This window comes from Oscillospiraceae bacterium (assembly GCA_015065085.1).
Lineage (GTDB): Bacteria > Bacillota > Clostridia > Oscillospirales > SIG627 > SIG627.
The window spans coordinates 1-25,850 of the sequence record SVQW01000014.1 but is presented as its reverse complement, the minus strand read 5'-3'; the positions used below and the strand labels follow the sequence as shown (position 1 = coordinate 25,850).

Here is a 25,850-nt window from a genome sequence, read left to right as displayed (position 1 = left end):
AGCAGTATAAACATCAAGAAATCTGTTTTGAATCATTTATTTATATATGTAAAATATATGTGGTGAATTTGATTTTTTCGTTTGGTGCAATAATCTTGTGTCCGTCCGGCATATTAAGCCCGTTTACCTTACCGGACATTGGCTCAACACACAGAAATCCGCTTTCTCCGCCGCCATTGTATAACACGATGTGGTCAAAATTGTCGGATATTCTATAAATAAAATCTCCTATTTTGGCAGTATCGCCGCAGGCATGGTAATACCCCGAAATATTTATTTTACGGGATGGTGATCCGTGAACGTATGCGTTTTCCGTTTCGCTAAGCTCAACATATTTGCCGGTGGGTACATGGTGTGCATCCTTTTCAAGACACATATCAATAGGGCAGGAGAAATTTTCGGGCTCAATAAATGTCGTATGGAGACAAAACGTGAACGGCATATTACCTTGTCCGATGTTTTCCAATTCATACGAAGATAAAAGTCCGTTGTCTGTCAGAGAATAGTGCACGGTGAGTGCATACGGGAAAGGATAACTTGTACATTTGCCGTCATTAATGCGCAAAACAGCAGTGTCTGCGGTCACATCAAGCGTTTCAAAGGATTGGAATAAAACAAGACCATGCAAATGACAGTTGTTCTGCGGTTCATTCAGCGGCATATTGTACTCTTTACCCTCAAAGGTGAATTTGCCCTTGTAAGTTCTGTTTGCCGGCATAAGAATGGGCGAACCGAATACATATGGGTTATTCTCAAGCTGCTTTTCATCTTCAAGAGGACGTAAGACATCCTTTTCCCGATATTTGAGAGCGATGATATTCGCCCCCGGACGGGGGCATATTTTAGCTGTCCATTCGCTATTTTTTAAGGTGATTATGTCATTCGTCATTTTTGTTTATCTTTCCGTGTCAATCACATGATACGTGCGAAGAGGTTATCGTTGTTGAGCATGTAGCTTTCTGCCATTTTTTTGTCAGCGGCATTGTCATTTTCTTCGTATCTGTCGATAAGAGCGGTAAGATAAAGGAACTTTGAACGACGGAGCTTTGCGGGATTATCTGTGAAGGAAATAAAGAATGGTGTGGTTGCAAAGAAGCCGTTATCTTGTACGTTCTCCATTTTGTTCCAGGTGCGTTTGTACTCTGTAATAAGACTGCGTGCCTTCAGTACCTCGCCGAGCCTGTCATATGACATAGCTCTGTAATAGGGGAGTTCGGAAAGATGCATGTTGCTGAAGTACTCAATCTCGGTTTCGGCAATGTAACGGTAAATGCTTTCCGCTTCATCCCGTCTGCCCAGCTTGTCAAGAGCAAGCGCTTCACGGTACTTAAGGGGTATCAGCTTGCAGTGGTTCCAAATGCCTGAGCCGAGGCTTTCGGGAAGCGTCTGACCATTCACAAACAGCTTGAGCGCCGCTTCGTAATCTTGCTCTTCAAAGCAGGCAAGTCCAAGCGAAAGATGTGCAAATATGTACTGGTCAGCAATGGCATGCTCTCCGCCCTCGCAAGAAACAAACTTGCGCGAAAGCAGGGTTTCTATAGCTTTTTGGTGCTCACCACACTGATTGTATGCTTTTGCAAGCTCTACAAAAAGATCGTCTCTGTCGAGTTTTGCGGATGACATCAGTGAAATTTTTTCTTCGGGAGAAACGCTCATTTTGTTCATGAGAATTACCGTCTCGTAAAGAATCTGACCATCATCTTTTCTTTCTAAACAAAGCTCTCTCATAATCTTCAAAGCGTCTTCCGGACGATCAAGATGGCTGAAATAAGCCACGGCAAGGTTGCGTTTTGCGATATATGAGGTGTCCGCGCTGTTCTCAAACAGCTGTGCTGCCGCACTGTAATGACGTTTGTTATAAAGAATACATCCAAGAAGCATTTTGCATTCGGCTTCTCCTTTGTCGGCAAAGCTCTTTAGTACGTGCACTTCAAATGTACGTGAGGGGTATGCAGAACCAAGCTTTGCTTTTTTGAACCGCTCGGTAAATTCGGCGGCATTCTTTCCGCATTTATCTGCAAGATATGCGGCAGAGAGCCATGTCATTTTAGTGATGCTTTCGGGTCTTTCGGATATAAGTCCCTCCAGAAGCTCCAAAGCTGAACTGTATCTTCCCATATCCGTAATGTCGGACACGAGGTCAAGGCAGGTTTCGGCAGGATTGCTCAAAAGCATTGAATAGAAGTCCTTTTTATCTGCCAGGTAACGGATAAGATGTTCAAGGGGATCAAGAACAAGATAATTGGAAGCGAGTTTTTTGGCTTGCTCCGCAAATCCCATTTCCTTTTTTGCAATTATTAGGCAAGCGGTTGCCAAAGCATTTTTTGCTCCGTATTCAAGCGCTTGTACGGCATGTTTTTCAGCCTTTACGTAATCGCCCGAACGAATATCCAACACGGCAATTCTTGTCATTGCCTTTGCTACGGAATCTGCTGCATAAGCAGCTTTATAATAGTAGTCGTATGCCTTTTTGTATTCCTCTGCCGTTTCATATATCTGAGCTAAAATGTAATAGCATTCTCCGCTCAGCGGCCTTGTGTTGAATCGTGTGATGACATTTATTGCTTTTTGAGCATAATCCTTCGCCTGTTCGATACAAAGCATTTCGAGACAATATTTTGCCATTGCCATAAGAGACGGAGCATGGTAAGGATTTCTCTCAAGTGCTTTTTTCCAGTAAGCGTCGGGCTTGACCGCAGGGTCGCGGTACTGCTCAACGTGAACACCCGCAAGATACAACTCGTCCGCACTCGCCATGTATTCCGCAATCGGCATATCCGTAATGGGGTTGGGCATATTATGCTCGTCGAATTTCTGCTCGGTATATTCCGATATAACCTCACCGTCTGAAGTTGTTATTTTAAAGGAAACGTAATCGGAAATACTGCCCAAGGAAATGGAGATGCACTTGTCGGGGGCAAGATTGAAAGACTCATCCAAAATGTTTTTTTCCGAGTCTGTTACCATGATGTGTGCGTTTTCATAAATTTTGCATGGCTGAACCTTGATGCTTGCATTATCGGCACTTCTGTCTATTTTTACCGCACAGTTAAGGTTTGCAAAGGTAGGTGCGCCGATTTCGGATATGGGATACCAATACTGGGAAAATTCCTTTGTTTCATAGGGCATAAGCCACGAAAAATCAGGCTGATTGTCTGAATAAGAGCCCGCCATAAGCTCTGCATACTGACCGTCGGTGTCCGTCAGTGCCTTTTCCCATGAACGGGAAAGCTGATTGTATGCCCAGGTAAACATTTTTTTACCGGGAGATATGTGATGATCGCCGATATGTACTACGCCGCAACGCTTTGAATGGTCATATCCACCGAAAAAGTCATAATCCGAATAGGACGCAAAGTAAGAGGTAGCCTCTCTTGTATTCTTATGCCATGATATATCACGCGGCTCCTTCATTGGTATTCCGTTGTAAACACCGTTGCCCGCGATGGGGAAGGTGGTTCTTGACTTCAGATAATGGAAGTTAACATAAGTCGTATCCTGCGGGAAGAAGATCTGATAGCTTTCGTTTACAGGGACAGCTGCATTTTCCCACCACAAAAAGGAGCGGGGGGAGAAAGTGCGGTTGTAAAGCCTCATTCTGGTTTCAATAGCCTTTGAATCCGGACGGAGAATTACACTTACCATACCCTTCATTCGGTCGATGGGGTCGTGCTCTGAAAGATGGCATGCCACAGAGCCATCGGAATATTCTTCTATCGTATAGTCGCAAGCCATATATCCGGAGGCGCGATGGTGAAACGGCCAGTTGAATTCAACTCCGCCGGATACCCACGAACCGAGAACGCCGATAAGGGCGGGCTTGATAACATGCTGTTTATAGAAAAAATCGTAACCTGTGGATTTATCGGCAGCGCTGTATATTCTTCCCCCTATTTCCGGAAGAACAACAACGCTTACATAATCGTTTTCAAGTCGTACGGCAATATATTCCTTGTCCTCGGGGGATTGTCTGTCGACAGCAGATACTATTTTGTTCGGATAAGGATTTCCGCTTGTTCTCTGATGAACACGGTTTTCCGCAAACATTGGCAGTTCTTCTGCGGGCGGCTCTTTATATGTCGGGATAATCAATTTTTCTACTGATATAACGGATTTTTTGTAAAAACTCATTTTGTCTCCTTTATTGACTTTACTCGAAAAATATGCTATACTTTAATTATATCATAAAATCTAACTGATTTAAATATAATATTCTAATGATTTTTTATAAAATCTTACTGTTTACGGAGACGAAATGAATATAACATTACCACAAAACGTCATTTGCGGATATTTTGATTGCAGTATTTTCGGAGACTTAAAGCAATCCCCGGAAAGAGTGCGCACACTTTACGAAATTGAATACTATCTTGAGGACGGAAAGCTTACATATTCTGACGGAGTGGCATATTCCATAAGAAAGGGATATATAAGAATAGGTGTACCCGGTGAAAGATGCAACAGCCTGCTTCCCTTTAAAACCAAATATGTCAAGTTTTCGGCAACAGGAGAATTGAGCGAACGTATGCAACATGTGCCGAAATATTTTAAATGCCGTCATCCGATTGAGGTGGAGACATTATTTGATGAGCTTATTTCCCTGCAAGCTTCGCACGAATTTGACAGTGTTATGTTCAGCGGAAAGCTTTTGGTGCTTTTAGCTACTGTGATATCGGATTCTAAAAACGCTCCGAGCGGTTCCGTTAAAAATGATACCGTCTTTAAATCCAAAAAGTACATTGAGGAAAACATAGACAAAACAGTTACGTTGTCTGATATAGCCGGTTTTGTCAACCTCAGCCCTAACTATTTTCACACACTTTTTTCCGATATTGAGGGCATAACGCCTCGCGAGTATATAACCAAATACAGGTTGAGTCTTGTTTGTGAGCTATTGCGTACATCTTCGCTGTCTCTGTCTGAAATATCAGACAGATGCGGATTTTGCAACCAACAGTACATGTCTTTGCTTTTCAAAAAAAGCTTTGGACTCTCTCCAAGGGCTTATCGCAGAAATTCCGGAAAAGACTATCTCATTTAATACAAAAAGCAAAACATCTATTGTTTAGCGCCCGTTCGCATTTTTCATTCACATTTGTATGGAATTCCGAAATCTTTTCATTACATAACTACGGACAGCGTGTGAATTACCCGCTGTCCGTAGTTTTTTTGTGATTTTAATATGAAAAACGTGCCGATATTTATAATTATTGATTTTTCCGTTTTATTTGCTGAACTTTTTAAAACAGCGATAGTTAAGTGCTTTTTATTATTTATTTGAGCTTCTAACGGAAGAAGATATTATATACCTTGGTCTGCCTTTGATCTCTTCGTAGATGCGTGCAATATAATATCCTATAATGCCAAGGCTTATCATAATTATGCTACCTATGAAAATTGTTATAATTATGACCGTTGTCATACCTTCAAGAGCTCTTCCGATGATTTTGTCAATAAGAGCCCAAACACCGAAAATGACGGATATTATAAGCATAGTAACACCCAAAGCCGTTACTATCTGCATCGGAGCGGTGGAATACGATGTGATATTTGAAAGCGCATATTTTATAAGTCCTACGGTTGACCATTTGGATTCACCGTCCACACGCTCTCTTACATCATATTCGACGGTTGTTTTGTTGTACCCCACCCAAAAGGATATTGCCCTGAAAAAGCCTCTTTCCGGCATTTTATTGAGCACATCAACAACTTTTCTGTCCAAAAGCTTGAAATCAGACGAATTTGCCATGTCAAACCCCGCCATATTGCTGATAACGGAATAGAAAAACCTTGCACCGATATTGTGGAGCTTTTTTTCCTTTCCCCGCTCTTTTTTGATTCCTTCAACAATTTCGTATCCTTGTTCCCACAAGCGATACATTTCAACTATTTTTTCAGGCGGATGTTGAAGATCGCAGTCAATGACCACCGCACAGTCGCCGTTTACTGCCGCCAAGCCTGCAGATATAGCGGATTCTTTTCCGAAATTTCTTGAGAAATGCAGTCCCGATATATTTTTCTTTTCCAAAGAAAGTTCGGTTATCATTTTGTAAGTTTGATCTTGTGAGCCGTCGTCTACAAAAATAAACTCACTGTCAATATTGTTTTCCATAAGCAGAGAATGTATAGTTTCGTATGCGCGTTTTATACATTTCTCTTCGTTATAGGAGGGAATTATTACGGATAACATAAAATCACCTTACTGTTTCTCAAATAATGCTTCTAATTGTGTAACAGGCATCGGACGATAAAAGTAATACCCCTGAAACATATCACATCCCGCATCTGCCACAGTGTTTTTGTGTTCTTCTGTTTCTATGCCTTCGCACAGGGTTTTAAATCCCAAGTCGTGGGCTGTTCTGATAATGTTTTTGAGAATCAAAAAACCCGATTCGGTTGTTGAATTCTGCGTGATTTCTTTATCGATCTTTACAATGCTTATATCAAATTCAGCAAGATCGCCGAAGCTTGTGTAGCCTTTTCCGAAATCATCCAGAAGAATCAAAATTCCTTTTTTCTTCAATCGCATAAGATTCTCAACCATTACCATCTTTTCGTTTTCATTCAAGCTTTTATCTTCAAGGATTTCAATGGCGATACACGAATAGTCTATACCGTATTTTTCTATAATGCGTATAATGTTTTCTGCTAATTCACTTCCGCAAAGAGTAGAGCGTGAAAAATTGATTGTATACACGTATTTAGTACGGTTGATTTTGTCATTTGCAATCCATTTGCAGTTCTTTTCAAAAATATAGTAATCGAATTTTTCATTAAGTCCGACGTTATTTACCGCTGACAAAAAAGAGTACGGTGTCAGAATACCTTCTGTTGATGAATTAAGACGGGATAAAACCTCGGCGCCTATTATCTTGTTTGTTTTAGAATCCAAAATAGGTTGGTATTCAAGGAAAAATCTGTTGTTGTCAATTTCACTTTGGATATTATTCTCGATTTTAATTTTTCTTTCAAAAGCTTTTCCGTTCGAACTGTCCCAACGGCAAAACAACATGTTTTCATTCTCGGCAATGCTGCAAGCCTGTTTTGCTCTTGCCAGCGCAGTTTTAAACGATACATCCGTCGAGCTGGTAATGTGGTACCCGAAGCTTACACGTACAATGTTTATTGCACCGTAATTGGCGCATACTTCATTTATTTTCTTGATACATGTGTTTATAGACCGCTCTGTTTCATCAGCATCCAGACGATTCAACGCAACAAAGCCTTCGCTTCCGTAAAGAGAAATCTCTCCGCCTGTATTAAGGCACATATGACTGAACAAAATTCTCTTGATTTGTTCATACATTCTGCCCGACTTTGATTCCGAGTACAGCCTTTTCATACTGTCAAGTGATATCGATATGTATACAACGCATCGGATCTCTCTCCCGGCCCCTGCTTTTTCAAAGTCAGTTTCGATTTTACCGATACCGCAAAAGTTTTTCTCTGCCGTTCCTTTTGCAGTTCTGACGGACTTTATGGTAAAATAAAGCCCGATAAATACCATTGCAACAAAAAGCATTGCAAGAATGGTTATAATGACATACGGGTATTCAAAAAATTTCATTCTTTGGGCACCTGCTATCTGTTTTCAAATATTGGAAACGCTTTCGTTCCCGATGTCTTTTTTAGACCTAAATTCAATGCGATCTTTGTATATTTTGCAATGTCTTTTTTTGCCGTCTGCTTTCTTCTGATAATTTCTTTCAGCAAGAACAACGGATTGAATTTAAGCATCGCTTTGATAACCTCCGATTTTGATATACCAAACCGTTTGTATTCTGCCAAAACCTCAAGGAGAGCATAACTGATGGCATTTTTGCTGAAATTTTTTGTTGCAGCTCTTTTGAGCCATTTGGCATATTGGAGAAATTTATTCATATCGGCGGATTCTGTAAAATAAATACCGCTGATATAGAATTTCTGCATTTCTTCATCCATCTCTTCAAGCATGACGGAATAGTATTTATTCTGTATTTTCAGGACTTCCGTATGCTGTTTTTCAAGAGTGGTTTTTGTAATTTGCTTATCATGAAGCCGGTAGATCAAAAGGCACTCGGGGAGAATTTGTATTTTTTCGTTTCCCATTGCCATTCTTGTCCATAACTCAAGATCTTCCGTGCAAGTGAGAGCAGTGTCATAATTGTACTTTTTCATAACCTCACTTTTGGCAATAACACCGGGGTGAAGTATTGGGTTTCCGACAAGAAGCATTGCGCGCAGTGCTTCATTATCACATCTTCCGCCGGCACCGCCGGACATGTATATCCCGTTTTTAACGGTCATAAATTTACATGATGATAACGATACATCTTTATTTTTTTCCATGAAAGCATATTGCTTTTCAAGCCTTTCGGGAAGACATATATCATCTGCATCCATTCTTGCTATGTATTTGCCGCTGCAAAGAGAGATGGCTTTGTTCAGGGAGGAGGGGAGTTTCAGATTTACTTCATTCGGAAAAACCTTTATCCTTGTATCCTTTGAAGCAAATTTTGCAAGGATTTCGCTTGTGGAATCGGTGGAACAATCGTTTATTATGATAAGCTCCCACGAATCGAAAGTCTGGTTTATTACACTTTCTATCGCTTCTTCAAGATATGTTTCTCCGTTGTACACACTCATTATTACTGAAATTTCAGGTGCTTTCAAGCTATTCACCCTTTCTTTAACATTTTTTTGATTTTACCCGCAAAATATAAAATGTAAAACGCAGCTTTGATATATCCTTTCTTCATCAAGAAAACGGTAAGTTTACTTTTGAAAGTTATTTTTTTAAATTCGGCTTTTTTGATAAGATCTTTATTAATTGAATTTAAAATAAGCTCTTTTATTTCATTAAGATATTTGAAATGTGCTCCCTCTGCCGCTGCTGCAAGAATTGCAAAACACATAAAGCAGGAGTAACGTGCAATCTGCTCATCAAAGTCTGTGGGTTTACGTAAGGTTATTTTATTTAGTCCGTTTATTACTTCAGCAAGCTGAGTGAGCTGTTTTGTAGTGAAGCTCGTGGTAAGTGAATCGTCTCTTATGGTGTAAAGATAGGCGGGTGTATTGTCCATATACAACAATTCGGCATCGAGATAGCAGGGGATCATACAGCTTATATCTTCACCGAGAGAAATTTTTGTGCTGACATTTAACTGGTGAGGAGTTATGAGGGTACGTCTTATCGCTTTTCCCCACACGAAATAGAAAAGATGCTCCATATTTATATTGGACAAAAGATGCGGATATATATTCTTTTCCATGTCCTCCTTGTTGTAAAGACCCACGGGAACAATGTCGTTTATTGTATCTTGCGGTTTGCCGTTACGGCATTCTTTATAAGAAAAGGAAACAATATCAGCGTTTGTTTTTGTGATAATACACTTGGCACATTCCAGCGCTTGCGGTAAAAGCGCATCATCACCGTCAAGATTGAAAACATATTCCCCCGAAGCGATTTTTATACCTGCCTGACGTGCACTTACAAGTCCGCCGTTTTCCTTATGTATAACCTTGATGTTGGCGTTTTTGGCTGCATAATCATCGCAAATTTTCGGGCAGTTATCGGGCGAGCCGTCATCGACAAGTATAAGTTCAAAATCATCACAGCTCTGTTCAAGCACACTGTCGATACATCTTTTTAAATACTTCTCAACCTTATATATCGGAACAATTACTGAAAAAAACATTTTTATCACCTATCTGCTTCTTAGTTTTACGAGCATTTTCATTAACAAGTACATTCTGTGTTTTACCGCATATGCAAAAATTCTTTGTTTGACAGGAAGTGTCTTAATGGGATATGCTTTAAGAGCTTTTTTGGTCAAATCATTTGTGCATATTGCCTTCAGTCTGTTTTTGAGATCGGCATATTTGATATTGCTGTCAGTGGCATGCATTATTTCCTGAGAACACAATACTCTGCACATTGCTTGCCAGAATCTGTATATGTATACCCGGTAGGTGTCGGGCGCGATATCTTTTTTGAATCTTTTTTCAACTTCGCTTACAAAAATAAGACTTTTTTCGAATCTGTCTTTTTTGTAGGATTTTGAAAGTGAATTGCCGTTTCTGCAATAGTTATAAAACGCCTCGGGAATTCCCGTTGCCTTTCGTATACAGGATATGTAATCTATCATAAACAGTGCATCTTCCGAAAGCGTATCTCTTTCGGATTTATACGCAAGCTTGTTATCTTTTATTATCTTGTTTTTAAACAGGTTTTTTACCGTGCCCATTCCGTATAGGCTGTCATCAGCATCACCCGGTGTCGAACCCACAATGCCCATTCTCAGCTTTTGCAGGTCGTTTTCGGTTTCAAAATGTGTATCCTTATCAAAATATGCTTTGCATACACATTCGCCTTTTTCGCTGAACATATTTCCGTCTACAAACAGCACCCCTGACATTACAAGGTCACAAGCGTATTCGTCTGCTTTTGCGCAAAGAGTCTTATACATATCCTCTTTCACAAAATCGTCAGAATCCACAAAACCGATATACTCTCCGGTTGCAATCGCAAGACCTGCGTTTCGCGCCATACCTGCACCCTCATTGATCTTGCTGATGACCTTTATACGGTTGTCTTCTTTTGCGGCATTATTGCAAATTTCGAGTGACGAATCTGTGGAGGAATCGTCTACAAGTATTATCTCGAGGTTGGTAAGAGTCTGATTTCTCAAAGAATTTATACACCGGTCAAGATACTGCTCAACGTTATACACCGGAACGACGATGCTCACTTTAGGCTGCGACACTCTATCACCTCGCGATTAATCTTTCGTATTCTTTGATTAAAATATCAGCGTATTCTTCAACGCTCAGAATGCTTTCTGTTCCTTTTTTGCATTCCCGTTTGAGAGTGTTATAGTACTCTTCGTTTTCAAGTGCGCGTTTTAAAGCCGTCGCCATCGCTTCGGGGGAGGGTTCGTCAAAGAGAATTCCGGTAACACCGTCTTTAATAAGCTCTGCCATTCCTCCGTTGTTCATTGTGATAACGGGCACACCCATGCATTGTGCTTCAAGAATGGAAAGCGGGCAATTCTCATACCATATCGACGGCACAACAATAACCTTTGCGTTTGACATGAACTCAGTAAGTTTTTTGCCGGACAGAAATCCAACGGGTTTAATATTTTCAATGTTTTCAATTAAATTCCTTTCAGGACCGTCTCCCGCCACCATAAAGGTATATTCAGGGAGAAGCTTTGCGGTATTTGCAAGAAGCTCAATACCTTTTTCCTTTGAAAGTCTGCCTGCGAAGGCAATGTAGTTCCCGTTGCTTTCGTTTTCACAGTTAAAGTCATTCTTGTTTATAAAGTTGTGGATTGTATTTGTTTTTCCTTTATACAAAGGCTTTGCCGACAAAAGCTTTTTTTCAAGGAAATAGCTGGGTGTTATGTACAAATCCACTTTTTTATAAGTTCCCAAAATGGAATATAAGCCTGCTTCTATTGCGCCTATGATGCTTTTGACTCTTGAATTGTGTATGCATTTGTTTTTTATACAGTTTGTGTACGATCCGTCGAGACATTTTTCGCAAATTTCATTTTTGTCAAAGTTATAAAGCAGATGATTGGGACAGATCATCTGGTAGTCATGAACCGTCTGGACAACAGGAATACCTCTTTTTTTTGCACCGTAAATTACTGACGGAGTAAGCTGAAAATTTATATTATTCATGTGGATTATGTCAGGCTTAAAATTGTCAATTACCTGCATTATTTTCCTTTTCGCTTCAAACGAATAAATTATTTTAAAGGGGTATAAAAACCTTTTTGCTCCCTTAGAATGGAAATCCATATTTTGCGTATATTTTTCTGCCGAGTTTTTTACGGTATTTTTTTCATCATACATACCGAAATACTCAACTTCATGTCCCAGCTTTTTCAGTTGCTCGCCCAAAAAGAGCATATAGTTTTCGCAACCTCCGCGTGAATAGAGAAATTTATTTACCATCAAAATTTTCATAATAATAAGCTCCTTTCATTTTTGCCGGACTTTGAAACACAACCGAACTTTAATTCGACATTGCGCACATTTTTTTCAAAACTGTTACCCATCATCAACATCGCAAGAACTCCGGTTAAAAGCGGATAGTTCATAGTGTTATCTGTCGAAGATACGATTATAAGGTATAGAGTGAGCATGAAAGTGATGATAGCATTGTCTGTATTACCTTTTCTTCCGAAATAAAGCACACGGGTAACAATCATTGACACAAGCCAGATAATATATCCCCAAAAACCCAAGTCAATAAAGTGCTGCAAAAAGTCGTTGTGGACGGAACCGACTCCCACGGACATGAATTCGTTTAACTGATATGTGAGAAAACCTATGCCGTTACCTAAAAAGCCGGGATTAAATTCGTAAAACTTATCTACGGCATTGTAGATCTCCACGCGTCCGCTTGTGTTTATCCCCGCTTTTTCAAGAAGCTCAAAGGCATCCATTTTTATAAGGGCAATATATCCAATAAGCACGGCAATTAACGCAAAAGCAAGGATGTTGACAAGTCTGCCGGCTGTTTTTTTTGCGAAGCGCGCAATGAATTTTAAAAAGTATCCGAATGCAAGCGCCACAACTATTGCGATTATTGCGATTCTCTTGAGTGCCGCCAAAAAGCAAAACAGAAGAAGGGAAAGCAATATAAAATATGTTATGCTTTTTTTGGGCTTATAAAGCATGTAAATCAGATACGCTCCGAGGCAAAAAGCAAGCTCATGAATCTCCGCCTGAACAATGACATCTCCTGTTACATCCGCAAATGTTATTAAGAGTGTTACAAATTCAGAAAAGAATACAGCAAGCCCATTTTGTGCGATAATTGTAGCTATCATCAGAATATTTGCAATAAGAATCGCTATAAGGTTATACCATATGCCGTTTTCCCCGAAAATATATAACAGAGCGCCTGCACCCAAGGCAAAAGAAAGCATATTGGTATATATAAAAGAGCTGGAAAGCCCTCTTGATATGACACCGACATCTACCGTCCCGACAAACCATATGAAAAGCGAAACGACCGTAGTTACCAAAAGGGGAATGCTGTAAACGCATGCATCGCAAAACGCGGTAAAGCCCCTCGGAATATCCGGGTCATATAAAAACAAAAGAGTTGCACTGCCAAAGAGAACAAGGGCAAGCGCATGACGGAATGTTATGTGCAGACCGATGTCTATGTATTCATTCAGAAAATAATACATCATCACCGCAACAACAATGAAATAAAAAGCTTTTGCTTTTTCAAGAATTTTATTTTCCACGCAGCTTGCCCTCCTTTCTTTTTCGGCATATATTTATAATCAGCCTTTGTCCCTTAAATCAGAAATATAGCTCTTTTTGTTACGGATCGCTTCCGAAAGCAGTTTTCTTGCCGTTTTGTTCTCCTTGAATGTTTCTGAAATACCTATCTTGTACTCAATTACAACGTTTTTGTTTTCTTCTCTTTCGTCAAGTCGGAGTCTGAAAAGTCTCATGATATCCTCGACAGTGATGTAATCCGAATCCTCTGTCAGCATGACGAAACTGCCGTTACCGTTATAAATGTACTCGGTTTTTGATTTTCCGAAAGCTTCTTTTATGTGATTGGTGAATATTTTTATGATTCCGTCACCGATATCCCTTGAATAGTTTGTGTTGATTTCTGCCAAATTTGATATATCAATCATACAGTATACGGTACCATCATCAAGAAGCTTTTTATCCTTGGATTTTAAGTATTTGTCAAAGTATGCTCTGTTGTTGAACTCGGTGAAATGGTCTGTATAGAAGATGTAATTTATTATATCTCCGGTTCGTCCCAGAACAATGGCACTTCCGCAACAAAGGATCATGAGGAAGAAGAATGCAATCGCTGTATAAAGTGTTACATTGACGCTTTCTCTTACGGATGCGGATGACCATACCGAAATATAGCTGGCACCAAGATATTTGTTGTACTCGTTATTTGTCTTCGTTGTTGTATCGTAAAGAAGTGTGAGCTCGTTGATGAGCGTATCAATTTCTTGCTCAACTTCTTTTCTCATTTTTGCATACTGTCCGTCGGAAAGCTCTGCACAGGTAAAATCCGAAGATGCACAGACACCGCCGCAATTTCCGGTACAATTTGTAAATGAATCCAAAACATAATTGCAATAAGCGGTATCTATGATGGCATGTTCTTTGCTTTCATTGCGGTCTCTCCAACTGTACATCAATTCATCGTATGTTACGGTCTGATCTCCGAAATAATCCTGAACATTTCTTTCGTGAAGCGTGTCAAGAATATATTCATAAGTGATATTTGTGTTTCCGGATTCACGCATTTTGATTACATATGCATCGATTACCGTCACAATATCTTCAATTAAGCTCTTGTCCTTCTCGTTGGAAATGTTATTGTTGTCGATTCTGGTTGTATAATCAGAAACAAGTACTGACTTATCTTTTGTAATCTGATATTTATAAACTTTGGAGAAAAGGGAAGCAACCTTAACATATCTGAGATAATTGAAGTCATCTATAAGCTCAGCAAAAGACACTCCGGTCTCGGATGATCTGTAATAGTAGTTCTGATCGGTTCTCTGATATAAAGTAGCAACGGTATCGTCAATACTTGTATCGATAAGCTCAAGCATTTCAATGAAATCGTAATTATTGTTATTAAGGTTTTCAATTGTATTGTTCGCGGGAGCGACATTTACATATTTCTGGCTGAATTGCTCGAAATATACATCAAGTATTTCATCGAGAACCGTTCTCGCAAAATCAGGGCCCTCGCCGCTTGTTGCCGCAAAAGAAACAATAAACGTACTCGGCTTATATATGTATTCTTCACCCTCTTCAAGCTTGGCATCCTTTTGGGCGACCTTGTCCGCATCGGCAATGGGGGTTATATCAATTCTTGATATGAGGCTGTCGACCGAATAAATGCCGGTGAGCCCCATTTTGTCAACAACTCTTGACATAACGGAAGAAGATTTTATTTCATTTACATCAAGCTTATCACCGGTGGGTGCAATACCTTTCTCGGCTCTTTCATCGTTATAATGAATTACCTCGGATGCTATATATGTATTGGATCTTGAGAGCTTGAAATAAACTGCATATGTCGCCAAAAGACAAAAAATGACGATGATAGGCAAAAGCTTTTTTAAATATCTTAAAACTTGAAAATTTTTCATCATCATCCTCCTTTATGCCTTTTTGGGGAATTTTTTAGAGATAAGATAAAGCATGAGTGATACGTACATAAAAACGCCGAATAAAACAAGAGATTTAAGCTCACTCATAAGCGAAATGCCATAGATACTTACTGCAATACACTGATTCATTTTGTGGCGTGAATACTCTCTGCCTGCGGTTATCGCTTCTTTTTCAAAGCTCTTTATGCTTTCGTATATGGAATCTATCAGCAAATCTGCCGCAGAAGAATCCTGTATGCTTTGATTGCTCGAAGATATTTTATTTATTATCAGATTATTATCCATGATCTCTTTCTCATTGGAGGCTACACGGTCACTGAAGTTTGCAGCCATAACGGAAAGCTCATCTATGCCGACTTTGGTTCTGCTCATATAGTATTTACCTGATTTATCCCAAGTCGGAACAAGGACTATACGTGTCATTTCTCCGCTGTACATATCAATCGCCTGATTGCACAGTCTGTATGAAATATCATTTTTCTGACGGTCAAAATCAATATTTTTATTACGATAGGAAAGTCTGCCGACATATTCGTCTTTGTCTCTTACAATTCCTTTTTGCAAGATAAGCGATCTTAAATTCTGGTTGATTTGCGTTTCCTTGAACTGGAATACTTTTCCTGCAATGGAATTGAATGTGCTTCCGTTTTCTGTAACAAAGCTGGGATTTTCACCTGACATACCGTACATGTAGTTAAGAATAGCCTGTGTTTCCTTGTCTAAATAGGAAACTATATCCATGTATTCCATCTTGGAAAAATCAGGCTTTTCCGGGTCAAGGCTGAAATTGTCTGTATATTTGTCTATGTAGTATTCCTTATAGGCTGAGGTTACCAGCTTAATAACGTTTTCGGAATCAAGATGTGCCGTGTCTTTGGATGCGTGGTACTCCACTGCAAATTCGGTGGAAATATGATACTGTGATTCGTCTGCGACACTGCCTTGAACACAAGGATAAACAACAAGACATTTTTTCAGATCTTTTACTGTCACATCCTTGAGAGCGCCCTTTTTGATTGCCTTTTCTATAACCTCGTCGCTGATTATCTCTGCCATATTGTATCGTGTGCCGTTTGAATTGAGCGCCTGTGACGCTTCGGAATAATTAAGCGCCACAACAGCATGAACGGATTTTCTCAGCTCGAAATGATTAAATACTCCGTATACAATAGTGATAACAAAGCATAACATTATCACCCATGCGTTAAAGTAGTCTGCAGATTTAAATATTCGTGTGGTTTCCGCACGGTTTACATTTTTAAAGCGAATAAACAATATTGCCAGTGATGACAGAAATAACACTCCGACAATTAAAAATATTAATTTCTGAAGTATATCCGTAAACATATTTCATCTCCCTCCCGCTGCTAAAATTTGTTAATATCGATAATAACCAACTCGGGCTGATTGTTTATGCGAAATATACTTGAATTCTCAAGTCCCGAGCTTACTATTAAAGGTTTTCCGGCGGCATCGTATCTTCCGTAAACAAAGTCACCGTTTCTCTCGGGGAATAATCCGCCCTCGGTTGTAAACAAAGGTCCGAGAACGGGAACACGGATAACCCCGCCGTGAGTGTGACCGCAAACCATTAAATCGCCCCAGAATTCGGGAGCAAATTCCTCAAAAATAAATGGCTCGTGAACCGCTGTGATTTTAAAGTTGTCTGCATTTTCATAAATATAATTACTGAATGCGGTTCCGGAATAAGACCAGAATGAGGAGGGGTTTGACGTTAAAACGCCGTATATATCAATAGTCATGGTTTTTACGGTTATCGTATCTTTTTCATTTTTAAGCACATTGATTCCCGCATTTTCCAATTCTTCCTCAAAAGGATCTTCAAGCTTTGACAATGCGTTTTCATCGCGGGTGTTTTTGTTGAATCCGAATGTTTCGTCAAGCTCTTTTTCATTGAGCGGGAAGTTATATATACTTTCCACCTCATTGTTTCCGTACACGTAATAGGAGGGAGCTATCTTTGAAAGCTCTCTCGCCAAATAAACTGCGTACTCCGCATCGTCCTTGGCTGAATTTACAATGTCGCCCGTACAGATTATAATATCCGGCTCTAATGCCTCAATGCGTTCCAAAAGCTTTTTGTTGTTTTTTCCGTAAGATGAGCTGTGTAAATCTGATAACTGAATTACCCTCACGCAACTATCGACCTTGATACTGTTTGTGCTGTAAAAGGTTTCTCTGAAATTTCTGTTGCCGATATAACTGCAAAGTACAATAATTACGGCTGTTGCAATGCAAACAAATATCATGCCTATAACAAAAAACTTGAAAGCCTTAATGTTCTTTTTTGTTTTGGGACTTAGATTGTTAAAATTGCTTTTTTTGGATATTCTGATTTTCTTTCCTGTTCCGATTACCGAATAAATACATGAGGTAAGTATTCTGTTACACTCTTTTTTGAATTTTTTAATATCCTCAGAACCGTGATATGTAATCAAGACTTCTTTTTCATCTATGGTTTCGATTTCAAAAGTATCTGCCCACAGGTCATAAAACTCATCTGTTACCGATTCTTTGAAAAAATCCATAATTTTTTTTCGGTATTGTTCTGTTTTATCAAAGCTTTTCATATCATCCATATCAAATAACCCTTACTTTTGTTTTTGATAGAGCTCACAGGTTAATTTTGCGACATCCTGCCAGCTGTATTTGTTTAAAATAAATTCATCTGCACCGTCACGTAGCTCTTCCACAAGAGCGCTGTTGTTGCACAATTCTTCGAGCTTTTCAGCCAAATCTTCAACATTGCCTTTCTTGAAGTAGAGCGCTTTGTTCTCGGCAACCGATGTGTTCTCGGGAATATCCGAACAAAGAAGGGCATTTTTATACGCGAGCGATTCCAAAAGACATAAAGACATTCCCTCCAGGTCGGACGGCAACACGTTTATATAAGAATTTGAATATATTTCGCACAGAGTATCGCCTGAAATAAAACCGGTAAATATAATATTGGGATTTCTTGCCGCTTTTTCTTTCAGCATGCTCACATAATCATCTGTATCACTGGTATCTCCGGCTATAACGAGCTTTTTGTCTGTATTGATTTTTCCGTACGCATCAATAAGATAATGGATTCCTTTTTCTGCGGTCAATCTTGAGACAACAGATATATATTCGTCCTTTTTCAGCCCGTATTTTTCCGTAATGATTTCGGCGTCCTTTCTTTTCGGACGGCTTATTCCGTTATGAATAATTGTGGTCTCACGTCCGTAGGTTTCTTTAAAATAATCGTAAGCCGCCTGACTCAGAACGATAACCTCGTCCGCATATTTGGCAAGAATTTTTTCACCGAATTTAATGTATTTTGACGCAAAGCCTTTGCCCCATTTTTCTCTCTGCCAATCCAGACCATGAACAGTTGCGACACATTTTTTGCCGAAGAGTTTCGGAATCCAAAGTGCCGCGCAAGGTCCCTCAGCGTGAAAATGAATAACGTCATAATCGCAAAAAGATGCCGCCGTTGCTGCAGTGAACGATGCTATCATCGCGGCGAAGCCGCGCACATTAAGAGTAGGGGCATTTTTGATTCTTACACCCTTGTACACATTGTTTTGAACGGTGCCGATGTATTCGTTTTCAACTTTATCCGAAGAGCGGTTGTAACATGTGACCTGCAGTCCCATGTCCGCAAGTATAGGACACAGCGTTGTGAGAACATTTTCTATTCCGCCGCGTCTTGACGGAACAACCTTGTGCCCAATCATAGCAACTTTCATTTTTTCACCCCGAATTTGATTTATCGTCCGGTAGCCGTAAGCATGACTATCGGTGTTTTGAGCATGATTTTTAAGTCATTGAGATATGTTCTTGTCTGTATGTATTCAATGTCCATTTCAACCCACTGCTCAAACGGAATGTCGTTTCTGTTTTTGGAAATCTGCCATGTGCAGGTAAGGCCCGGAGTAACAAGAAGTCTGAGTCTCTGGTAATCGGTGTAGAATTCAACCTCTCTGGGAAGCGGCGGCCTCGGGCCTACTAAGGTCATATCGCCCTTCAAAACATTGAAAAACTGCATGAGCTCATCAAGAGAAAGCTTTCTTAAAATTTTTCCCACTCTTGTTATACGGGGATCGTCTTTTATTTTGAATACAGGGCCGTCCATTTCGTTCAGCTTTGCCAGTTCGTCAATCATCTTATCGGCGTTTGCACGCATGGTTCTGAACTTATACATGTAGAACTCTTTTCCGTGCCGTCCTACACGTATCTGCTTGTAAAAAGGTCCCGCACTCGGATCGTCAATTACGATAACAATTGCAATTATGAACATTAACGGAAGGAAAAACAACAAAATCAGCGTAGCAAAAAAGATATCAAAAATTCTTTTTTGCCGCCAGAATGAGGAATATGATTTTTCAATGATCATTTCTAGTTTTTTTCTTGTTTTTTCGTCTACCTTGTCCTGATCAATGTAAGGCATTTTTCTGCACACTTCTTTCTGATATTTTCATTACAGAATCAAATTCTGCTTTTCTGTTTGATGATAAATAAAATTCTTTAAAAACAATGTTTTTGTTTTCTGTGTCGCATCCACCTGTGTCTGTATAACCCGGGTGGAATAAAACTTCTGTATCCATACCATTTTTTTCCGCAAGCTTTTTAAATTTCGGTAAAACTTTACTGACTCTCTTTTCATCCATTTTACCGGAAAAAAGGATTCCGAAAAAATATGATGTGGGTACATTGTATTCCTTAAGATGTTGTCTGTTTAGCAGCCACAGAAATTTAAGAAGCCATTGCTTTATAATGTTTATGGGTTTGTATGTAAAGTAAAGCGATGGTGTTTGTATATAAGGCAATATCGGTTCGGCAGGAATTCTCATGTATTGCAAATCGATTTTTTCATCCCTCAAAACCTTGATTAAAGCGCGGAATACCGCCGGAATCATATGCGTATGCTGATGGCTGTCGATGCAAAAAGGCGTATTCTGAGGCAAGATGCTTTTCCAAAATAAAACCTGGGCTTTTATTTCCTTGTAAAGCTGATGCTCAAGCTCCTTTTTTTGAAATATACCTAATTTGAATAACCCGAAAAAGGTATGCTTCAAATTGCCGTGCATATCTGCTATTAAGCCCAATTCATGTGCTTGTGCCATACATCTTCCTTCAACAAGATTCAAATGAAGAGAAAGACGTATGTCTTTGTTTTCCGAAAGCTTTTGCAAATCAATCCTGTCAATATTGGGAAAAACACTGACCTTGTTGATTGCTCCTTCGTCGATGCATGCTTGTATATGAGCCGATGCACTGTCACACAATCCGTAATCGTCCGCAGAAATATATATCATTTAGTTTTCACCCTCTGTACCGAGCTTGATAATCAACGTGTCATCTGCTACTGTCACGCAATACGGCGATGGCCATCTTTCCATGGCCTTTATGTCTTCTCTTTGTGCGAGAGCTTGCTTTTCTTGTCCGCTTACAAATCTGTAATCCGTGCCGCAATAATCGTTGAGAGCACTGCAAAGCACGCTTTGACTGACTGTTTCATCGTCCGCGCGAAGTATATATCCGTCCGTTATTCCTGTAATCTCCGGGGGAAGCTTAACACTGTAAGCTTCACTGTCGTCGAGAGCACCTATTACAAGAATTTTATCACAATTCTCCGAGTTCGGAGTTTGTTCTATGCGGTCGGCTATACGTATAAGCACCCCATAGGACTTTTCGTATGCCATCTGTGCTTTATGGTAGCTTACATTTGATATAACCACTTGATTCATGATTATTATAACAGCTGCCGTAAGCACCGTCCAGCATTTTATCGCAGTACGCTTTTTTGTTGCTTCCGAACCTCTTTCGTAAACCGGAATGAAAAACAAGTAGAATACGGAATAGCCCATCAGCATCAGATTATGATAGTCAACATTCGGATTTATAAACGCAAGCGCTCCGGAAGCCGGAACAAGCAGAATGCCTAATACCGCAATCATAAGTATTTTTGCCGGGCTCTTATAGATTTTGTTTTTTATTATGCATTTCAGATAATACAGGACAGTAAAAACCAAAACAAAGATGTTCAGTACAACATATATACTTATACCGTCAGAAAAATCAAAGAAAAAATCAATAAATGTTTTCTTGATATTATAAAGGAATGCGGCTAAATCAAGGCTTGATAATGACGCTGCGGCACTTGCTCCCTGATAATCCAGTAATTGTACAGAAAAAATACCGAGAAGCACTTTGAGTATAACGCCGTACAATGCCACGCCCGTAACTCCCGACAGCAGCATGCATACGGATTTTTTTAAAATCACCTTAAAAGATGAATTATTAAAAATTATTTCATCCGTCAGATGGAGCAATATAAGCATTATTGTAACAGTGATATATGCCTGATAGATGCCGGAGGATAAAACGATAAGTGCCGTAGAGATAAGATAGTTGGGTTTTTCTTTTGTCATATAAAACGCGGCTAAGGTCGAAAGGAAAAACGCTATACTGTATCCGTCTGCCACGTAGTTATACATCATAACCGAAGTGACCGAAGTAAACGAAACGATAAACGCACCAATCAAGGCAGATGTGATTTTCTTCTTTACGTTCAGCGTCTTGCAAATGAATACTGCGCCGAGCGCGTGAAATATGATTGCTGCCATGCCGTTTAAAAACGGCAAATCGTAAAACGAGCTGAAGGAGCATGCGACAGGGAGAAACCATCTGCCGAGAGCAAGCATATTCTGTGCATCATATCTGAAAACCAACGAATCCCAATTGGGAAGCCAGTTTGTTATTTTGTATAAATGTGCGGCTAACCCGACCAAAAGAGCTGAAAAAAAACAAACCTTCAAGTGGGGCGAAATACGCGCATTAAGCTTTTTCAATACTTTTTCAGGCAAAATCACCACTCCAGCCATTTTAATTTGTGAAGAAATTTTCCATATAGTTTATTATATAGCTTTACTCCCGTGATTCGCTTTACAAACAGTGTTCTTTTTGCTCTTTTGGAAATCCAGGAGGCGCAAAAATGATGAATTGAATACGTGTTTTTTGTAATTACTTTTTTCCCTGTATAATACTCGATTGGGCAAAGATAGTCTCTCGGGAGCAAATGTATCCCCATAAATACCTGATCGGTATTGTTCGGGTCCATTCCCAGCTTTACCATGACTTCGGTGTTTCGGTCGGGACAGGGTGTAATATCATAGCTTCCGTCCGGGCGAATGAAAGATATATCATCATAATCGGCGAGCAAAGCACCAACCAGCTTGTTTCCTTTTTCACAAGCAAATCCGAGACCTGTTGAAATTTTGCCGTTGTCATCAAAGCCCATATACCCTGTTTCTTTTATCAGTTCATCTATAGGCTTTATGATCTCAACATCTGTATCAAGATAAACTCCGCCCTCGTTATACAACACCTTAAGTCTTACGTAATCGCTTACAAATGCCCATTTGCCCGCTTCATATGCTTCTTTTGCATATCTGTTTTCCGTTATATCAAAGTTTTCTTCACTGTGACAGACTATTTTGTATTGAGGACAGTATTTTTTCCAGCTTTTAATGCATTTTCGGGCAATTGGCGGCATTTTACCTTTCCCAAACCAGCAATAGTGAATTACTTTCGGAACACTCATTGATTTTTCTTCCCCCTGCGAAACTCTAAAATAGTTTTGAAAGCACTTCGGTTAAAAGCAAAATTTACAAGTAAGTATAATCCTGCAATCCACACCGAGTGCATAATCCCGTAAAGCAACAGCTTGAAAAAAGGGACATTGCTGAATGTATCAACGAAAAACACAACCATGACCAGAGCGAAGACTGCGGTATTGGCAATTATGATTTTATACGTACACATCTGGCTTCTCTTGAGAATTTTCTTGTTTGAATAATAAATTGTCACTATACCACGGTATAAAAGTGCTGCAATCGTTCCGACAATCGCTCCGCATATTCCCATATACATAATTGCGATAACGGAAAGCGTAAGATTTATTATCATCTCCCATATTGCATGGTGGCGAGTTTTTTCAAAATCTCCCGAATACTCAATAATGCCGTTGATGGGAAGCTTACCATTAGCGATAAGATTCATTATTACAAAAAGCAGCAAAAGAAAAACATTTGTATATTCAGCATCGTTTATTCCGCTGGTGTATATTTGTATCAAAGGCAACAAAAATACCGCCATAAGGGTATAAATGAAGTAAGTTGCCATTATGTAAAAGGTTTCATACACATTAAGCATTTTGTCAAATTTTTCTCTGTCTGTGTGGAACATCTGACCTAAAGCAAATGTAAAAGAAGAAACCAAACTTGTTATAAAGTTTTGTACCTGAGAGAAAAAGATGTTATATATAGCATAAATACTTACCTCCTTGAAATTGCAAAAAACGGAAATAAGTATTACATCGGTATTGTTGAATACCATGCCCGACAGCTGATGCGCCAGAACCGAATTTTTCTGCGAAATGGCCTCGAAATCAGGTTCGGCGTTTAAATCGAGCCATTTATATCTGCGTCTGGCATAAAAATATAAATAAGCAAGCTGTAAAAGAGCGATTACACAATATACAACCTGGATAAGTATAAGGCTGTTTGTTAAAAACAGAACAAGTATTTTTCCGATGTTTGATGCAAGGTGAAGTACTGTTTCGGAATTGTTTATTACATATTTTCTTCCGTCGACCTCCATCAGTATTCTGTATTTCGCCTGAACAAAATAGCTGAACAGTGACGGGAGGGCATTCAGAATTATAATAGCGAACAAAACATTGCTGTTTATGGATGTGGGTATAAAATAAGCATACACAACGGCGATGGCAAGCACAATGGCTGAATATACTATTCCTGTTTTTGTATAATAGGAGTTGGTAGCGGACAAAACCGCACTTGCACCGTTAAAGTCCTTTTCTCCGATTCTTTTATAGAGTGCCTGAGTTGTGGCAAGGCCTACGCCTGCCTCCAAAAGGCACATATATGTAAAAATCTGTTTTATTGTCGAAAGGACGCCGTTGACCTCTGAACCAAAATTTTCAAGATATAATCTCGGCAAAATAAAACCCAGTGATATCAGAATTACCTGATATACGAACGATGATATCAGATTATTCCTTATTCTAAAATCCTTTTTGGCCAATACGTCACTTCCATCCTTGAAATTTATCAAATAGGGATTGTTTTAAAGCTTGTCATACACAATTGCAAATATAATCGGCAGTGGCATTTTCTTTAGGAATTATTCTGGCGGGATTGCCAATGACAATGCTGTGATCGGGAACATCGAAATTAACATAGGCGAGGGGAGCGATAAGAACATCGCTGCCGATTTTGACATTTCCGACTATAACCGCATTTGTGCCTATCCAGCAATTATCGGAAATAATAGGTGAGCCCTTTCTTTTTCCGCGGTTTTCCGCGCCTATCGTGACGCCGGTACTGATATTGATGTTTTTGCCGAGCTTTGCCTCGGGATTGATGATAATGCGTCCGAGATGCCCGATATAGAAGCCCTCACCGATTGTTGTTCTTGCGGGTATCTGAATTTGTGTTTTGGCGGAAAGGCGTAAAAGCTTTAACATATAAAAAAGCTTCAACGGAAGAAATTTGCACATATTGGCTTTTCTGAAAACAGAGATGTACTTTATTTCAAGCGGGCGAAACACCTTTTTCAAAAACGGCTCGCCGCTTTCGCCGTAATATCGGTACAGATCCTTTTTAAAAACTCTATTCATGGCTTTTTTACACTCATTTTTCTTTTGACTCTAGAAATATTTTTCTTGTTATAAAATTATAAATCGGAACAATTATCATTGCGAAAAGCTTTATTTTCAAGTAATATACAGACGTAAATCTTACACCAATCCATAAAATAAACTGATTTAAGCAAAGGCCGCCAACGCTGAGCAATACAAATACAATAAATTCCCTGAGTTTGTTTTCACTCTTGCTTTTAAAGACGAATGTCATACTCAAAAGATAGTTTGCAGTAACAGAAACGCAAAATGATATTGTCGAAGCAATGAGCACGTCCATGCGGAGAAGCTCTTTTAAAACAACAAGAACTCCTACATCCGTAATGGCGGCTATGACTCCCACTATTACAAATCTGATAAGCTGAAGAATCAAATTTACTTCCTCCGTTGCTCTACGGAAATTTCCCACAGAGTTTCTCTAACATTCACTTTATCATCGGTCATGTTGCGTATGCCGAAAATCGCAGATTCTCCGTTTGACTTTTCTATATAATAATAATAAGATAATAACAAGCAGTCGGTTCGTTTGTCGATTTTTGACATAAAAAGTTAATTTCAGTAAGGAAATATTTTTAAAAACATACACTATAAGTATAACACATATTTGCATAAAAATCAAGCCTTGATTGCAAAGCAAAATGCGATACCCGATTATGTAACTTTGATAGCAGAAAAAGGTTGGAGACGGATGATATACAGAAAAGCAAAAAACACAAAAAGAAAGCCTTGAAATTGATTTGTCAAGGCTTTACTTGAGTTACGGCGGTGCAGACACCAAAAAGCCCGAAAAAGCCCGTAAAATAAAGAAAATTCGGAGGTTCGTTATGAACCTCCGAACTGGTACGAGTGTTCATAACAGACCTAATATTACGGCATAGTGCCGAGGCGGTCGAAACATATTCCCAAGGTACCGAAAATGCTTGTGTTTACAAGGAATTTTGTAACACGAAAGGAATATGATTATG

The 25,850-nt window shown here is 39.4% G+C and carries 21 protein-coding genes; 1 reads left to right on the top strand and 20 read right to left on the bottom strand.

Annotated elements, in window-relative coordinates; genetic code table 11:
• Positions 1-40: 40 nt before the first annotated feature.
• Together E7588_08885 and E7588_08880 are read right to left on the bottom strand one after the other, a co-directional pair.
• A complete protein-coding gene (locus E7588_08885; protein MBE6689368.1) occupies positions 41-889 on the bottom strand; it encodes an aldose 1-epimerase in 849 nt (282 codons plus the stop codon).
• A 23-nt stretch (positions 890-912) separates the two neighbouring features.
• Positions 913-4,131, bottom strand: a complete 3,219-nt coding sequence (locus E7588_08880; protein MBE6689367.1) for a DUF5107 domain-containing protein — start codon at positions 4,129-4,131, stop codon at positions 913-915.
• Positions 4,132-4,255: 124 nt separating this feature from the next.
• Here E7588_08880 and E7588_08875 point away from each other — a divergent pair, with 124 nt between their 5' ends.
• Positions 4,256-5,041 (top strand): helix-turn-helix transcriptional regulator, encoded by a 786-nt coding sequence (locus tag E7588_08875; protein MBE6689366.1) that lies wholly within the window; start codon positions 4,256-4,258, stop codon positions 5,039-5,041.
• Positions 5,042-5,269: 228 nt separating this feature from the next.
• Here the strand turns inward: E7588_08875 and E7588_08870 are convergent, their stop codons facing one another.
• From E7588_08870 to E7588_08785, 18 genes are all read right to left on the bottom strand, one after another.
• Entirely contained in the window at positions 5,270-6,190 is a 921-nt protein-coding gene (locus tag E7588_08870; GenBank protein ID MBE6689365.1) for a glycosyltransferase family 2 protein, read from the bottom strand.
• Between the two features lie 9 nt (positions 6,191-6,199).
• Positions 6,200-7,567 carry an EAL domain-containing protein gene (locus tag E7588_08865; GenBank protein ID MBE6689364.1) on the bottom strand — a complete coding sequence of 456 codons (1,368 nt, stop codon included), beginning with the start codon at positions 7,565-7,567 and terminating at the stop codon, positions 6,200-6,202.
• Between the two features lie 14 nt (positions 7,568-7,581).
• Positions 7,582-8,652, bottom strand: a complete 1,071-nt coding sequence (locus E7588_08860) for a glycosyltransferase (protein ID MBE6689363.1) — start codon at positions 8,650-8,652, stop codon at positions 7,582-7,584.
• A 5-nt stretch (positions 8,653-8,657) separates the two neighbouring features.
• Positions 8,658-9,677: a glycosyltransferase family 2 protein gene (locus tag E7588_08855; protein MBE6689362.1), complete on the bottom strand. Its 1,020-nt coding sequence runs from the start codon at positions 9,675-9,677 to the stop codon at positions 8,658-8,660.
• Positions 9,678-9,686: 9 nt separating this feature from the next.
• Positions 9,687-10,745, bottom strand: coding sequence for a glycosyltransferase (locus E7588_08850; protein ID MBE6689361.1), 1,059 nt, complete (start codon positions 10,743-10,745; stop codon positions 9,687-9,689).
• A gap of 4 nt (positions 10,746-10,749) precedes the next feature.
• Positions 10,750-11,958, bottom strand: coding sequence for a glycosyltransferase (locus tag E7588_08845; protein MBE6689360.1), 1,209 nt, complete (start codon positions 11,956-11,958; stop codon positions 10,750-10,752).
• On the bottom strand, positions 11,955-13,253 hold the full coding sequence (locus E7588_08840; GenBank protein ID MBE6689359.1) for an O-antigen ligase family protein: 1,299 nt from the start codon (positions 13,251-13,253) through the stop codon (positions 11,955-11,957). Before E7588_08840 ends, E7588_08845 begins: the two co-directional genes overlap by 4 nt.
• A gap of 39 nt (positions 13,254-13,292) precedes the next feature.
• Positions 13,293-15,158 carry a diguanylate cyclase gene (locus E7588_08835; protein ID MBE6689358.1) on the bottom strand — a complete coding sequence of 622 codons (1,866 nt, stop codon included), beginning with the start codon at positions 15,156-15,158 and terminating at the stop codon, positions 13,293-13,295.
• 6 nt (positions 15,159-15,164) lie between these two features.
• Entirely contained in the window at positions 15,165-16,520 is a 1,356-nt protein-coding gene (locus E7588_08830; protein ID MBE6689357.1) for a hypothetical protein, read from the bottom strand.
• Between the two features lie 20 nt (positions 16,521-16,540).
• Entirely contained in the window at positions 16,541-17,773 is a 1,233-nt protein-coding gene (locus E7588_08825; protein ID MBE6689356.1) for a hypothetical protein, read from the bottom strand.
• 12 nt (positions 17,774-17,785) lie between these two features.
• On the bottom strand, positions 17,786-18,898 hold the full coding sequence (locus tag E7588_08820) for a glycosyltransferase family 4 protein (protein MBE6689355.1): 1,113 nt from the start codon (positions 18,896-18,898) through the stop codon (positions 17,786-17,788).
• Positions 18,899-18,930: 32 nt separating this feature from the next.
• Entirely contained in the window at positions 18,931-19,557 is a 627-nt protein-coding gene (locus E7588_08815; GenBank protein ID MBE6689354.1) for a sugar transferase, read from the bottom strand.
• 40 nt (positions 19,558-19,597) lie between these two features.
• The gene (locus E7588_08810; GenBank protein ID MBE6689353.1) at positions 19,598-20,479 is read right to left on the bottom strand and encodes a ChbG/HpnK family deacetylase; all 882 of its coding nucleotides are present in this window, start codon (positions 20,477-20,479) and stop codon (positions 19,598-19,600) included.
• Positions 20,480-22,048 carry a hypothetical protein gene (locus E7588_08805; protein ID MBE6689352.1) on the bottom strand — a complete coding sequence of 523 codons (1,569 nt, stop codon included), beginning with the start codon at positions 22,046-22,048 and terminating at the stop codon, positions 20,480-20,482.
• On the bottom strand, positions 22,033-22,767 hold the full coding sequence (locus tag E7588_08800) for a glycosyl transferase (GenBank protein MBE6689351.1): 735 nt from the start codon (positions 22,765-22,767) through the stop codon (positions 22,033-22,035). Before E7588_08800 ends, E7588_08805 begins: the two co-directional genes overlap by 16 nt.
• Entirely contained in the window at positions 22,764-24,107 is a 1,344-nt protein-coding gene (locus E7588_08795; protein ID MBE6689350.1) for a hypothetical protein, read from the bottom strand. The genes E7588_08800 and E7588_08795 overlap by 4 nt, the downstream gene beginning before the upstream one ends.
• Before the next feature lie 214 nt (positions 24,108-24,321).
• The gene (locus E7588_08790) at positions 24,322-24,864 is read right to left on the bottom strand and encodes a serine acetyltransferase (protein ID MBE6689349.1); all 543 of its coding nucleotides are present in this window, start codon (positions 24,862-24,864) and stop codon (positions 24,322-24,324) included.
• 13 nt (positions 24,865-24,877) lie between these two features.
• Positions 24,878-25,294: a GtrA family protein gene (locus tag E7588_08785; protein MBE6689348.1), complete on the bottom strand. Its 417-nt coding sequence runs from the start codon at positions 25,292-25,294 to the stop codon at positions 24,878-24,880.
• Positions 25,295-25,850 lie beyond the last annotated feature (556 nt).